14 protein-coding genes are annotated in these 12481 nt (G+C 52.0%); 10 read left to right on the plus strand and 4 right to left on the minus strand.

Annotated features, from left to right (window positions below):
• The first annotated feature begins 67 nt into the window (after positions 1-67).
• From C3432_RS10945 to cyoE, 7 genes are all read left to right on the plus strand, one after another.
• Positions 68-646, plus strand: a complete 579-nt coding sequence (locus C3432_RS10945) for a lipoprotein (RefSeq protein WP_103776959.1) — start codon at positions 68-70, stop codon at positions 644-646.
• Positions 647-688: 42 nt separating this feature from the next.
• Positions 689-2164 carry a muropeptide MFS transporter AmpG gene (gene ampG / locus C3432_RS10950; RefSeq protein ID WP_103776615.1) on the plus strand — a complete coding sequence of 492 codons (1476 nt, stop codon included), beginning with the start codon at positions 689-691 and terminating at the stop codon, positions 2162-2164.
• A 450-nt stretch (positions 2165-2614) separates the two neighbouring features.
• Positions 2615-3571 carry a cytochrome o ubiquinol oxidase subunit II gene (gene cyoA / locus C3432_RS10955; RefSeq protein ID WP_103776616.1) on the plus strand — a complete coding sequence of 319 codons (957 nt, stop codon included), beginning with the start codon at positions 2615-2617 and terminating at the stop codon, positions 3569-3571.
• An 11-nt stretch (positions 3572-3582) separates the two neighbouring features.
• Complete coding sequence (gene cyoB / locus C3432_RS10960; protein ID WP_103776617.1) at positions 3583-5574, plus strand: cytochrome o ubiquinol oxidase subunit I; 1992 nt, start codon at positions 3583-3585, stop codon at positions 5572-5574.
• On the plus strand, positions 5564-6178 hold the full coding sequence (locus tag C3432_RS10965) for a cytochrome o ubiquinol oxidase subunit III (protein ID WP_103776618.1): 615 nt from the start codon (positions 5564-5566) through the stop codon (positions 6176-6178). The genes cyoB and C3432_RS10965 overlap by 11 nt, the downstream gene beginning before the upstream one ends.
• Entirely contained in the window at positions 6178-6507 is a 330-nt protein-coding gene (locus C3432_RS10970; protein WP_103776619.1) for a cytochrome o ubiquinol oxidase subunit IV, read from the plus strand. The genes C3432_RS10965 and C3432_RS10970 overlap by 1 nt, the downstream gene beginning before the upstream one ends.
• An 11-nt stretch (positions 6508-6518) precedes the next feature.
• Positions 6519-7409, plus strand: a complete 891-nt coding sequence (cyoE, locus tag C3432_RS10975; RefSeq protein WP_103776620.1) for a heme o synthase — start codon at positions 6519-6521, stop codon at positions 7407-7409.
• A 58-nt stretch (positions 7410-7467) separates the two neighbouring features.
• Here cyoE and C3432_RS10980 read toward each other — a convergent pair whose 3' ends face one another.
• The 3 genes from C3432_RS10980 to C3432_RS10990 are packed head-to-tail and all read right to left on the minus strand — an operon-like array spanning position 7468 to position 8752.
• The gene (locus tag C3432_RS10980; protein WP_103776621.1) at positions 7468-7791 is read right to left on the minus strand and encodes a DUF1493 family protein; all 324 of its coding nucleotides are present in this window, start codon (positions 7789-7791) and stop codon (positions 7468-7470) included.
• Complete coding sequence (locus C3432_RS10985) at positions 7791-8258, minus strand: STM2901 family protein (RefSeq protein WP_016152047.1); 468 nt, start codon at positions 8256-8258, stop codon at positions 7791-7793. The genes C3432_RS10980 and C3432_RS10985 overlap by 1 nt, the downstream gene beginning before the upstream one ends.
• An 11-nt stretch (positions 8259-8269) precedes the next feature.
• Positions 8270-8752 (minus strand): Hcp family type VI secretion system effector, encoded by a 483-nt coding sequence (locus C3432_RS10990; protein ID WP_103776622.1) that lies wholly within the window; start codon positions 8750-8752, stop codon positions 8270-8272.
• Between the two features lie 181 nt (positions 8753-8933).
• Here C3432_RS10990 and C3432_RS10995 point away from each other — a divergent pair, with 181 nt between their 5' ends.
• A complete protein-coding gene (locus C3432_RS10995) occupies positions 8934-10298 on the plus strand; it encodes an MFS transporter (protein ID WP_103776623.1) in 1365 nt (454 codons plus the stop codon).
• Positions 10299-10337: 39 nt separating this feature from the next.
• Here the strand turns inward: C3432_RS10995 and C3432_RS11000 are convergent, their stop codons facing one another.
• Positions 10338-10829, minus strand: a complete 492-nt coding sequence (locus C3432_RS11000) for a YajQ family cyclic di-GMP-binding protein (RefSeq protein WP_103776624.1) — start codon at positions 10827-10829, stop codon at positions 10338-10340.
• Between the two features lie 113 nt (positions 10830-10942).
• On the opposite strand from C3432_RS11000, the gene panE reads away from it, so the two are divergent.
• Together panE and yajL are read left to right on the plus strand one after the other, a co-directional pair.
• Positions 10943-11854 carry a 2-dehydropantoate 2-reductase gene (gene panE, locus C3432_RS11005; protein WP_103776625.1) on the plus strand — a complete coding sequence of 304 codons (912 nt, stop codon included), beginning with the start codon at positions 10943-10945 and terminating at the stop codon, positions 11852-11854.
• Positions 11817-12407 (plus strand): protein deglycase YajL, encoded by a 591-nt coding sequence (yajL, locus tag C3432_RS11010; protein WP_103776626.1) that lies wholly within the window; start codon positions 11817-11819, stop codon positions 12405-12407. The genes panE and yajL overlap by 38 nt, the downstream gene beginning before the upstream one ends.
• The last annotated feature ends 74 nt before the right edge of the window (positions 12408-12481 follow it).

The following is a 12481-nucleotide window of genomic DNA, read 5'->3' on the forward strand; positions in this document are numbered from 1 at the left end:
CGTTGGCGATGTTATGATGACGGCAATTTTTCTCTCTAAATGCTTACGATTCGTTGAGAACCTGAAAATGTTAAAAAAAATCTTCTTTCCGTTGGTAGCACTTTTTATGCTGGCAGGCTGCGCTACCCCGCCAACAACAATTGATGTTTCACCAAAAATGACCCTGCCTCAGCAGGATCCAAGCCTGATGGGCGTCACTGTCAGCATTAACGGCGCCGACCAGCGTCCGGATCAGGCGCTGGCGAAGGTGACTCGCGACAACCAAATCGTGACCCTGACCGCCTCTCGCGACCTGCGCTTCCTGCTGCAGGAAGTTCTTGAGAAACAGATGGCCGCACGCGGCTACATGGTTGGGCCAAACGGTGTGGTAAACCTGCAGATTATCGTCAACCAGCTGTATGCTGACGTATCGCAGGGCAACATGCGCTACAACATTGCCACCAAAGCGGATATTGCGATCATCGCTACGGCCGCCAATGGCAATAAGATGACCAAAAACTATCGTGCCAGCTACTCTGTTGAAGGGGCATTCCAGGCCTCTAATAAGAATATCGCTAACGCGGTTAACAGCGTCCTGACCGATACCATCGCTGATATGTCCCAGGACACCAGCATTCACGATTTCATTAAGCAGAACGCCCGTTAATTTCTGCCTCTGGCCCGGCGTATGTCGGGCCTGTAGATGCCAATGCCCAATCAATACTTACGCATATTTCAACAGCCACGCTCAGCAATTCTGCTCATTCTGGGGTTCGCCTCTGGTCTGCCTCTTGCGCTGACCTCCGGCACACTTCAGGCATGGATGACCGTCGAGAATATCGATCTTAAAACCATCGGTTTTTTCTCACTGGTCGGTCAGGCGTACGTCTTTAAGTTTCTCTGGTCTCCAGTGATGGACCGCTACACGCCGCCCTTTTTGGGTCGCCGACGCGGATGGCTGCTGACCACCCAGTTTTTATTGCTGATTTCGATTGCGGCAATGGGTTTTCTTGAGCCGGGTTCACAATTACGCTGGATGGCCGCACTGGCGGTGGTTATTGCGTTTTGTTCGGCGTCACAGGACATTGTCTTTGATGCCTGGAAAACCGACGTGCTGCCCGCAGCAGAGCGCGGAACCGGCGCAGCAATCAGCGTTCTCGGCTATCGCCTGGGTATGCTGGTCTCCGGCGGACTGGCGCTATGGATGGCCGATCGCTGGCTTGGCTGGCAGGGAATGTACTGGCTGATGGCAGCCCTGCTTGTGCCTTGTATTATCGCAACCCTCCTCGCCCCGGAGCCTACCGATACCATCCCGGTTCCCAAAACGCTCGAACAGGCCGTTGCGGCGCCGCTGCGTGACTTTTTTGGCCGTAATAACGCCTGGCTGATTTTGCTGCTTATTATCCTTTATAAGCTGGGCGATGCGTTTGCCATGAGTCTGACCACCACGTTCCTGATTCGCGGCGTGGGGTTTGATGCAGGCGAAGTCGGCGTGGTTAATAAAACGCTGGGGCTGTTGGCGACCATTGTCGGGGCGTTGTATGGCGGTGTATTAATGCAACGCCTTTCACTGTTTCGGGCGCTACTGATCTTCGGCATCCTGCAGGGGGTTTCCAACGCCGGTTACTGGCTGCTTTCGGTCACCGATAAGCATATGTTCAGCATGGCGGCAGCGGTCTTCTTCGAAAACCTGTGCGGCGGAATGGGCACAGCAGCGTTTGTTGCGTTGTTAATGACACTCTGCAATAAGTCATTTTCCGCAACTCAGTTCGCCCTGCTTTCAGCCCTCTCTGCGGTGGGACGCGTCTATGTCGGTCCCGTTGCCGGTTGGTTTGTTGAGGCACACGGTTGGTCGACGTTCTATCTCTTCTCCGTCGTTGCTGCCGTTCCGGGCCTGCTGCTTTTACTGGTTTGCCGCCAGACGCTGGAGTACACCCGACAGAGTGAAAGCTTCCTGCCACGCACAGAGTTCCACGGTGCGTACAGTCTGGCGCTATCGACGCTGGTGATCGGCTGCTGCCTGTTAGCGGTCTGGCTCCTGCTTCTGACAATGAACGCCGTTGATTACACCAACTTTTCTTTCCTTCCTGAGCTTCTGGAAGTGGCGGTGCTGGTTGCCGTCTGCGGCGTTGTGTTTGGTGGGCTGTTGGATTATCTGGCCTTACGAAAAGCACGTCTGGTGTAAATTATTCAGCCGTTGTAATAACCCAGCGTAATTATAACGGCTAAATAAGCAGCAGCCGGGCGAAATAATATTTGTTGTTTTGTGCGCAATAGAATCTGGAAATTATTGACGCCTTTTATAGATTTTATTTTCCTTACTCGATTCAGCCACGTCACATTTATTTTTTTCGCCCTGCTTGTCTCTTTATTGATAATTGATTGTTAATAAATTGTTTTATTTTTACATTGGTTATACCAATTACCCTCAACACCTCGCCCTGATACCCGCTTTCGTTATAACGTGATGTTGCAACAGGTTCTTAAAGTCAAGCCGACATATCTTGCAACATGTGTGACATATGCGGCAGAACCCAGTAACACAGACCCAATCATGTTTACAGTAATGTAACCTTCCCGTAAAATGACCACACACTTTAAACGCCACCCGGTCCCGTGGAATTGAGGTCGTTAAATGAGACTCAGGAAATACAATAAAAGTTTGGGATGGTTGTCATTAATTGCAGGCACGGCATTGCTCAGTGGCTGTAATTCTGCGCTGTTAGATCCCAAAGGACAGATTGGACTGGAGCAACGCTCACTGATACTGACGGCATTTGGCCTGATGTTGATTGTCGTTATTCCTGCCATCTTGATGGCTGTTGGTTTTGCCTGGAAGTACCGTGCAAGCAATAAAGATGCAAAGTACAGCCCGAACTGGTCACACTCCAATAAAGTGGAAGCTGTGGTCTGGACGGTGCCTATCTTAATCATCATTTTCCTTGCCGTGCTGACCTGGAAAACCACTCACGCTCTTGAGCCAAGCAAACCGCTGGCGCATGACGAGAAGCCCATTACCATCGAAGTGGTTTCCATGGACTGGAAATGGTTCTTCATCTACCCGGAACAGGGCATTGCAACTGTGAATGAAATCGCCTTCCCGGCGAACACTCCGGTTTATTTCAAAGTGACCTCCAACTCCGTGATGAACTCCTTCTTTATCCCGCGTCTGGGTAGCCAGATTTATGCCATGGCCGGTATGCAGACCCGTCTGCATCTGATTGCCAACGAGGCCGGTACCTATGACGGTATCTCCGCAAGCTATAGCGGACCCGGCTTCTCCGGTATGAAGTTTAAAGCTATCGCCACACCAGACCGCGCCGCATTCGACCAATGGGTTGCTAAAGCAAAACAGTCACCGAACACCATGAGCGATATGGCTGCGTTCGAGAAAGTGGCTGCACCTAGCGAATACAACCAGGTGGAATATTTCTCCAACGTGAAACCGGATTTGTTTAAAGACGTGATTAACAAATTTATGGCTCACGGTAAGAGCATGGACATGACCCAACCGGAAGGTGAGCACAGCGCTCATGAAGGAATGGAAGGCATGGACATGAGCCACGCGGAAGCCGCCAACTCAAGGGGTTGAGGAAGAATACGATGTTCGGAAAATTATCACTTGATGCAGTCCCGTACCATGAACCCATTATCATGGTTACGATCGCTGCCATTATTGTTGGGGGTCTGGCATTACTTGCCTTAATTACTTATTTCGGTAAGTGGACCTGGCTTTGGAAAGAGTGGCTGACCTCCGTTGACCACAAGCGTCTTGGCATCATGTATGTCATCGTGGCTATCGTGATGCTGCTGCGCGGTTTTGCCGACGCCATCATGATGCGCAGCCAGCAGGCGTTGGCCTCCGCTGGCGAAGCCGGCTTCCTGCCGCCGCATCACTACGATCAGGTCTTCACGGCTCACGGCGTGATCATGATCTTCTTCGTGGCGATGCCATTCGTTATCGGTCTGATGAACCTGGTGGTTCCACTGCAGATCGGCGCGCGTGACGTGGCCTTCCCGTTCCTCAACAACCTGAGCTTCTGGTTCACCGTTGTCGGCGTTATTCTGGTTAACCTTTCTCTGGGCGTCGGTGAATTCGCGCAGACCGGTTGGCTGGCTTATCCGCCACTATCGGGAATAGAGTACAGTCCAGGCGTCGGGGTCGATTACTGGATCTGGAGTCTCCAGCTATCTGGTATTGGTACAACGTTAACCGGTATCAACTTCTTCGTGACCATTCTGAAGATGCGTGCGCCGGGCATGACGATGTTCAAAATGCCCGTCTTTACCTGGGCATCGCTGTGCGCCAACATCCTGATTATTGCCTCCTTCCCAATTCTGACGGTTACCGTCGCGTTGCTGACCCTGGATCGCTATCTGGGCACCCATTTCTTTACCAACGATATGGGCGGCAACATGATGATGTACATCAACCTGATTTGGGCCTGGGGTCATCCGGAAGTGTACATTTTGGTTCTGCCGGTCTTCGGGGTGTTCTCCGAAATCGCTGCAACCTTCTCACGTAAGCGCCTGTTTGGTTACACCTCTCTGGTGTGGGCGACCGTGTGTATCACCGTCCTGTCGTTCATCGTCTGGCTGCACCACTTCTTCACTATGGGTGCGGGCGCGAACGTAAACGCCTTCTTCGGCATTACCACCATGATCATCGCCATCCCGACCGGGGTGAAGATCTTCAACTGGCTGTTCACTATGTATCAGGGCCGCATCGTCTTCCACTCAGCCATGCTGTGGACGATTGGCTTTATCGTGACCTTCTCAGTGGGCGGTATGACCGGCGTTCTGCTGGCCGTTCCGGGCGCGGACTTCGTGCTGCACAACAGCCTGTTCCTGATTGCGCACTTCCATAACGTGATCATCGGCGGCGTGGTCTTCGGCTGCTTCGCCGGGATGACCTACTGGTGGCCAAAAGCGTTTGGCTTCACGCTGAACGAAACCTGGGGTAAACGCGCGTTCTGGTTCTGGATCATCGGTTTCTTTGTGGCATTTATGCCGCTGTACGTGCTGGGCTTTATGGGGATGACCCGTCGCCTTAGCCAGCAGATTGACCCGCAGTTCCACCCAATGCTGATGGTAGCCGCCTGCGGCGCTGCGCTGATTGCTCTGGGTATCCTGTGCCAGCTGATTCAGATCTTCGTTTCTATTCGCGACCGCGAGCAGAACCGTGACCTGACCGGTGACCCATGGGGCGGTCGTACGCTGGAGTGGGCAACCTCTTCCCCGCCTCCGTTCTATAACTTTGCCGTTGTGCCGCACGTTCACGAGCGTGACGCATTCTGGGAAATGAAAGAAAAAGGCGAAGCGTACAAGCAACCAGCGCACTATGAAGAGATTCATATGCCGAAAAACAGCGGTGCGGGCATCGTTATCGCCGCCTTCGCAACCCTGTTCGGTTTCGCCATGATCTGGCATATCTGGTGGCTGGCGATTGCAAGCTTCGCAGGCATAATCATCAGCTGGATTGTGAAAAGCTTTGACGAGGACGTGGACTACTACGTACCAGTCCCGGAAGTCGAAAAACTGGAAAATCAGCATTTCGATGAGATTTCTAAGGCAGGGCTGAAAAATGGCAACTGATACTTTAGCGCACGCGACTGCCCACGCGCACGAACACGGGCACCACGACGCAGGCCAGACCAAAATCTTCGGATTCTGGATCTACCTGATGAGCGACTGCATCCTGTTCTCTATTCTGTTTGCAACCTATGCCGTTCTGGTGAACGGCACCGCGGGTGGCCCGACAGGTAAGGACATTTTTGAACTGCCGTTCGTTCTGGTTGAAACTTTTCTGCTGTTGTTTAGCTCCATCACCTACGGCATGGCGGCAATCGCCATGCACAAGAACAACAAGAGCCAGGTTGTCTCCTGGCTGGCGTTGACCTTCTTGTTCGGTGCCGGATTTATCGGGATGGAAATCTATGAATTTCATCACCTGATTGTTAACGGTATGGGGCCGGATCGCAGCGGCTTCCTGTCTGCGTTCTTCGCGCTGGTCGGCACGCACGGTCTGCACGTCACCTCCGGTCTTATCTGGATGGCGGTGCTGATGGTGCAGGTCGCCCGTCGCGGCCTGACCAGCACTAACCGTACCCGCATCATGTGTCTGAGCTTGTTCTGGCACTTCCTGGATGTGGTGTGGATCTGTGTGTTCACTGTTGTTTATCTGATGGGGGCGATGTAATGAGTCATTCTAACGTGAACAGCGGCGCGTCCCACGGCAGCGTAAAAACCTACATGACAGGTTTTATTCTGTCGATAATCCTGACGGTGATTCCGTTCTGGATGGTGATGACTGGCGCAGCGTCGCCGGCCGTTATCCTGGGGACGATTCTGGCAATGGCAGTGGTACAGATTCTGGTGCATCTGGTGTGCTTCCTGCACATGAATACCAGGTCTGATGAAGGCTGGAACATGACGGCCTTTGTCTTCACTGTACTTATCATCGCCATCCTGGTTGTCGGCTCCATCTGGATTATGTGGAACCTCAACTACAACATGATGATGCACTAAGAGCGGCAATTATGATGTTTAAGCAATACCTGCAAGTAACGAAACCAGGCATCATCTTTGGCAACCTGATCTCGGTGATTGGGGGATTCCTGCTGGCCTCGAAGGGCAGTATTGATTATCCCCTGTTTATCTACACGTTGGTTGGGGTGTCACTGGTTGTGGCGTCGGGTTGTGTATTTAACAACTACATCGACAGGGATATCGACAGGAAGATGGAGAGGACCAAAAACCGCGTGTTGGTTAAGGGTCTGATTTCTCCTGGTGTCTCGCTGGTGTACGCCACCCTGCTGGGTATTGCTGGCTTTATGCTGCTGTGGTTTGGCGCGAATCCTCTGGCCTGCTGGCTGGGGGTAATGGGCTTCGTGGTCTACGTTGGCGTGTACAGCCTGTATATGAAGCGCCACTCGGTCTACGGGACGCTTATCGGCTCACTCTCCGGCGCGGCGCCGCCGGTGATTGGCTACTGTGCCGTTACCGGTGACTTCGACAGCGGCGCGGCTATCCTGCTGGCGATTTTCAGCCTGTGGCAGATGCCGCACTCATACGCCATCGCCATTTTCCGCTTTAAGGATTATCAGGCAGCCAACATCCCGGTACTGCCGGTGGTGAAAGGTATTTCGGTTGCGAAGAACCATATCACGCTGTACATCATTGCCTTTGCTATCGCTACGCTGATGCTCTCTCTGGGCGGCTATGCCGGATATAAATATCTGGTGGTTGCCGCAGCGGTAAGCGTCTGGTGGCTGGGCATGGCGCTGCGCGGTTATAAAGTCGAAGATGACAGAGTCTGGGCGCGCAAGCTGTTCGGTTTCTCTATCATCGCCATCACTGCGCTTTCCGTCATGATGTCCGTTGACTTTATGGTGCCGGATTCGCACAGTCTGCTGACCTACGTCTGGTAAAATCAGCCTCTGCTAAAAAGGGTGCTTCGGCACCCTTTTTTATTAGCAGGAATGTTATTCAGTCATAAAGCCATTTCCCCGCTTCAGCCGACTCTATAATCATCTCTACTGTCAAAGGCTTTAATTCAATTTCAGGAGGATCTTTTTTCCAGAAAGGGTATTCTTGTTCAATATAATTCCTTCCATCAAAGTTCGAATATTCAATATCAAAATGCTCAAATAAATCAGCTAAAAAATCATATGCATCTTCCGGAACAAACTGAAAATCATCCTCCAGGGTCCATTCTTTCGTGACCTGCTTAAGACCAGGTCTAAACCAACGTTCCCTGATTGGGTAATTCGTCATGATGTACTCAATAACTTCAGCTTCATAATTTCTCATCAGAAAGATGTCCACTGTATGCGATCTTTGGGTCGTGCGATGAGGTTGTATTTATCGCGGGTGTGTTTTGTCACCGCGAACAAAAGCACGATTAACTGAGCATGCCCGACAAAAGGAACCCAACGGCCTATGTAAGTTGCTATTTGGTTTGTTGGAACCATCTTCAATTTGGAAAACTTCCCCATAGGAGCGTGTAGTCTTAAACCAAACGGAAACCGAGCTCCTTTCAGAAGTTTTCTACATAGAATTGATGCAATACTAGTGCCTGGGGTGTTCGTGGCTGCTGATAGTTTTCCTTTGACAGGAATAAATGGTTGACCGATCAAAACCAGCATAACAGCTTCCGTGGTGATACCTAATGAATCTGCCAACTGCTCAATGAATATCAAATCAAACAGTTCACCCGACGTTACGTTAGCGTGACCATGATACCAATAGGTTCCATTCGCCTCTTCAGTTGTGTCCATTCAATCACCCATTATGCCGTCTGCCGATCATTCCACGCGTCGGTGTAGATAATGTTACCGTCGCAATGCTTCCAGGTGATTTTTTCGTAGCGTAATTCTATGGTTTCAAGATGGTTATTGTTCATATCCTCTGGACCAGCCATCGTGGGAGAAACGGAGACAATCCGCACGCCTTCGAGCAGCATGTTGAAATACTCCACCTCCTGACCCGCATCGTTAATCTTGTACCAGCGTATCTCCGCTGATTTAAGATTCTGGCCTGTTGCAACGGCTTTGTATAAATAGGGGCTGGAGTAATCGAACTCTTTGACGATCATCATCGGTGAGTGCTGGCGTGTGCCTGTTGGCTTGCCCGTACCGTTATCAGTTGGAATAGACAAATTGTGATGAAACCCTTTAAATTCAATACTGTATTCTCTTCCCTTTACATCACAGCCGCCCTTAATCAGCGCGCCGCCATCGTCATAAATCCACATATTGCCCGGAATCGCCATTTTCCTTTTCCCTCATTCCATTAGAAATAACCACAAAAAGACTACACCTGTAATTATCGCAAGTAAATTAGTTGCATATGTAATTATTTCAATTTCCCGCTACACAATTCCACATATCGTAATGGTTTACCCCACACCTTCCCCGCTTTACACTAGTCGCGAAATTCAGACAGAGGTGGGAATGAACGATTACAAAATGACGCCGGGTGAGTTGCGCGCCACCTGGGGTTTAGGGACCGTATTTTCATTGCGCATGCTTGGCATGTTTATGGTCCTGCCGGTTCTGACCACATACGGCATGGCACTCCAGGGTGCCAGCGAAGCCTTAATCGGCATTGCCATCGGCATCTATGGACTCGCGCAGGCCGTCTTCCAGATCCCCTTTGGTCTGCTTTCCGACCGCGTTGGGCGCAAACCGCTGATTGTCGGCGGACTGGCGGTATTTGTTATTGGTAGCGTAATTGCCGCCCTCTCCCACTCCATCTGGGGAATTATTCTGGGTCGTGCGCTGCAAGGCTCCGGAGCCATTGCCGCCGCCGTGATGGCGCTGTTGTCAGATTTAACCCGCGAACAAAACCGCACCAAAGCGATGGCGTTTATCGGTGTCAGCTTTGGTATCACCTTTGCTATTGCGATGGTTCTGGGTCCGATTGTAACTCATGCCCTGGGGCTGAATGCCCTGTTCTGGATGATTGCCGCTCTCGCCACAACAGGTATTATCCTGACCATCTGGGTGGTTCCGGATAGCGCAAACCATGTACTAAACCGTGAGTCCGGCATGGTAAAAGATAGCTTCAGCAAAGTGCTGGCGGAACCAAAGCTGCTGAAACTCAATTTCGGCATCATGTGTCTGCATATTCTGCTGATGTCCACCTTTGTCGCCCTGCCCGGTCAGCTTGCCGATGCTGGTTTCCCTGCATCTGAGCACTGGAAGGTGTACCTGGTGACGATGCTGATCGCCTTTGCTTCCGTTGTGCCCTTCATCATTTACGCGGAAGTGAAGCGTCAGATGAAGCGTGTATTTCTGTTTTGCGTGACGCTGATTGTCATCGCGGAGATCGTTCTCTGGGGCGCTGGTACCCATTTCTGGGAGCTGATTATCGGCGTACAGCTCTTCTTCCTTGCCTTTAACCTGATGGAAGCCCTCCTTCCCTCGCTAATCAGCAAAGAGTCTCCGGCGGGCTACAAGGGCACGGCGATGGGCGTGTACTCCACCAGCCAGTTCCTCGGGGTGGCAATTGGCGGTGCGCTGGGCGGCTGGCTCGATGGCATGTTTGATGGTCAGACGGTGTTCCTGACAGGCTCCCTACTGGCAATGGTATGGCTGGCGGTGGCAAGCACCATGAAAGAACCGCCGTATGTCAGCAGCCTGCGCGTGGAGATTCCGCCGGAAATTGCTGCGGATGAAACATTAAAACAGCGTCTGTTAGCGACCGAGGGAGTGAGCGAAGTGCTGATCGTCGAGCAAGAGCATTCCGTCTATGTGAAAATTGACAGCAAAGTAACAAACCGCTTTGAGGTCGAGCAGGCCATCAGGCTGGCGTGACAGAATGAAAACGGTCCGGTGAATCCGGACCGTAAAAGATTAATCGCGGAAGTTTTTAAACTGGAACGGCTGACCAAGATCACCGCCGCGCACCAGCGCCATCACGGATTGCAGATCGTCACGGGATTTCCCGGTTACACGAATCTCCTCGCCCTGAATCTGCGCCTGCACCTTCAGTTTGCTGTCTTTGATCAGCTTGACGATCTTCTTCTGAACCGCGCTTTCGATCCCTTGCTTCAGCTTCGCTTCTACAAACCAGGTTTTACCGCTGTGTATAAACGTCTCCGGCACATCCAGTGAAGTGCCTTCGATGCCGCGCTTGAGCAGCTTGGCGCGCAGGATGTCCAGCAGCTGATTGACCTGAAAATCAGACTCGCTAAGCACCTTGATGGTTTTGTTGGCATCGTTTAATTCAAAAGTGGCCTCAACGCCACGAAAATCAAAACGTGACTCGACTTCGCGGCTCGCGTTATCTACCGCATTACGCGCTTCCTGAAGATCAACTTCAGAAACAATATCGAAAGATGGCATCTTTTCCTCTCCCTTCGTTTTTGATGCGAAGCATAATACCTGCAAAGTGACTCAACAGACAGCGCTATACTATGTTAACAAACACCTGGTGCTGTTGCGGGTGAGGAGGAAGAATGAAAATTACCGTACTGGGATGTGGAGCCTTAGGGCAACTTTGGCTGACGGCGTTATGCAAACATGGGCATGAAGTACAGGGTTGGCTGCGTGTGTCGCAGCCCTATTGCAGTGTGAACCTGATCGAGACTGACGGTACTGTCTTTAACGAATCGCTGACGGCGAACGATCCTGATTTTTTAGCCACCAGCGATCTGCTACTCGTAACGCTAAAGGCATGGCAGGTTTCTGACGCCGTTAAAGGACTCTCATCCGTTCTGCCTGAAACCACACCGATCCTGCTGATTCATAACGGAATGGGCACCATTGAAGAGTTGCTAAACATCCCACAACCGCTACTGATGGGGATAACCACGCATGCCGCACGACGCGACGGAAACGTCATCGTTCATGTCGCGAGCGGCACCACGCACATTGGCCCGGCGCGCGAGCAGGACGGCGACTACAGCTATCTTGCCGATATATTACAAAGCGTACTGCCAGACGTTGCCTGGCATGACAACATCCGGGCTGAAATGTGGCGCAAGCTGGCCGCGAACTGCGTGATTAATCCGCTAACTGCACTGTGGAACTGCCCGAATGGCGCGTTGCGTGACCATCCCGAAGAAGTCATGCTTATTTGTCAGGAAGTCGCGGCGGTGATCGAGCGTGAAGGCTATCATACGTCAGCGGACCATTTACGCTATTATGTCGAGCAAGTCATTGACGCGACAGCGGAAAACATCTCGTCGATGTTGCAGGATATTCGAGCCCTGCGTCATACCGAGATCGACTACATCACCGGATATTTATTAAAGCGTGCCCGCACGCACGGCCTGGCGGTCCCGGAAAATGCCCGTCTGTTTGAAATGGTAAAGCGAAAGGAGAGTGAGTATGAGCGCATCGGTACTGGTATGCCTCGCCCCTGGTAGTGAAGAGACCGAAGCGGTCACCACGATTGATCTGCTGGTTCGTGGCGGGATAAACGTCACCACTGCAAGCGTCGCCAGCGATGGCAGCCTGACGATTGTCTGTTCCCGCGGCGTGAAACTGATAGCGGATGCGCCGCTGGTAGAAGTGGCCGATGGCGATTACGATGCTATCGTGCTGCCAGGTGGGATTAAGGGGGCAGAGTGCTTCCGCGACAGCCCCCTGCTTATCGAGACCGTTAAGCAATTCCACCGTTCCGGACGGATTGTCGCAGCCATTTGCGCAGTCGCCGCCACCGTACTCGTCCCGCACGATATCTTTCCTGTCGGCAATATGACCGGCTTCCCGGCGCTGAAAGACAAAATTCCGGCAGAGCAGTGGCAGGATAAACGCGTGGTGTGGGATCCGCGGGTGAAGCTGCTGACCAGCCAGGCGCCAGGCACCTCTATCGACTTTGGTCTGAAAATTATCGACCTGCTGGTTGGGCGCGAAAAAGCCCACGAAGTGGCTTCACAGCTGGTGATGGCGGCAGGTATTTATAATTACTACGAGTAAATCACACCGCCACTGCTGGCTGGTTTAAAAGGGATGGTTCAGGAAAGGATATCTGGGTGGGATGGCGCGAATGC

The organism is Citrobacter amalonaticus (genome assembly GCF_002918555.1).
In the GTDB taxonomy this organism is placed as follows: domain Bacteria; phylum Pseudomonadota; class Gammaproteobacteria; order Enterobacterales; family Enterobacteriaceae; genus Citrobacter_C; species Citrobacter_C amalonaticus_A.

Bases quoted from the DNA above. Each gene is read 5' to 3' on its own strand.
- panE (WP_103776625.1), top strand. From the start codon at position 10,943: ATGAAAATTACCGTACTGGGATGTGGAGCCTTAGGGCAACTTTGGCTG.
- C3432_RS10970 (WP_103776619.1), top strand. From the start codon at position 6,178: ATGAGTCATTCTAACGTGAACAGCGGCGCGTCCCACGGCAGCGTAAAA.
- cyoA (WP_103776616.1), top strand. From the start codon at position 2,615: ATGAGACTCAGGAAATACAATAAAAGTTTGGGATGGTTGTCATTAATT.
- C3432_RS10985 (WP_016152047.1), bottom strand. From the start codon at position 8,258: ATGGACACAACTGAAGAGGCGAATGGAACCTATTGGTATCATGGTCAC.
- C3432_RS10945 (WP_103776959.1), top strand. From the start codon at position 68: ATGTTAAAAAAAATCTTCTTTCCGTTGGTAGCACTTTTTATGCTGGCA.
- cyoE (WP_103776620.1), top strand. From the start codon at position 6,519: ATGATGTTTAAGCAATACCTGCAAGTAACGAAACCAGGCATCATCTTT.
- ampG (WP_103776615.1), top strand. From the start codon at position 689: ATGCCCAATCAATACTTACGCATATTTCAACAGCCACGCTCAGCAATT.
- C3432_RS10965 (WP_103776618.1), top strand. From the start codon at position 5,564: ATGGCAACTGATACTTTAGCGCACGCGACTGCCCACGCGCACGAACAC.
- C3432_RS11000 (WP_103776624.1), bottom strand. From the start codon at position 10,829: ATGCCATCTTTCGATATTGTTTCTGAAGTTGATCTTCAGGAAGCGCGT.
- yajL (WP_103776626.1), top strand. From the start codon at position 11,817: ATGAGCGCATCGGTACTGGTATGCCTCGCCCCTGGTAGTGAAGAGACC.
- C3432_RS10980 (WP_103776621.1), bottom strand. From the start codon at position 7,791: ATGAGAAATTATGAAGCTGAAGTTATTGAGTACATCATGACGAATTAC.
- cyoB (WP_103776617.1), top strand. From the start codon at position 3,583: ATGTTCGGAAAATTATCACTTGATGCAGTCCCGTACCATGAACCCATT.
- C3432_RS10990 (WP_103776622.1), bottom strand. From the start codon at position 8,752: ATGGCGATTCCGGGCAATATGTGGATTTATGACGATGGCGGCGCGCTG.
- C3432_RS10995 (WP_103776623.1), top strand. From the start codon at position 8,934: ATGAACGATTACAAAATGACGCCGGGTGAGTTGCGCGCCACCTGGGGT.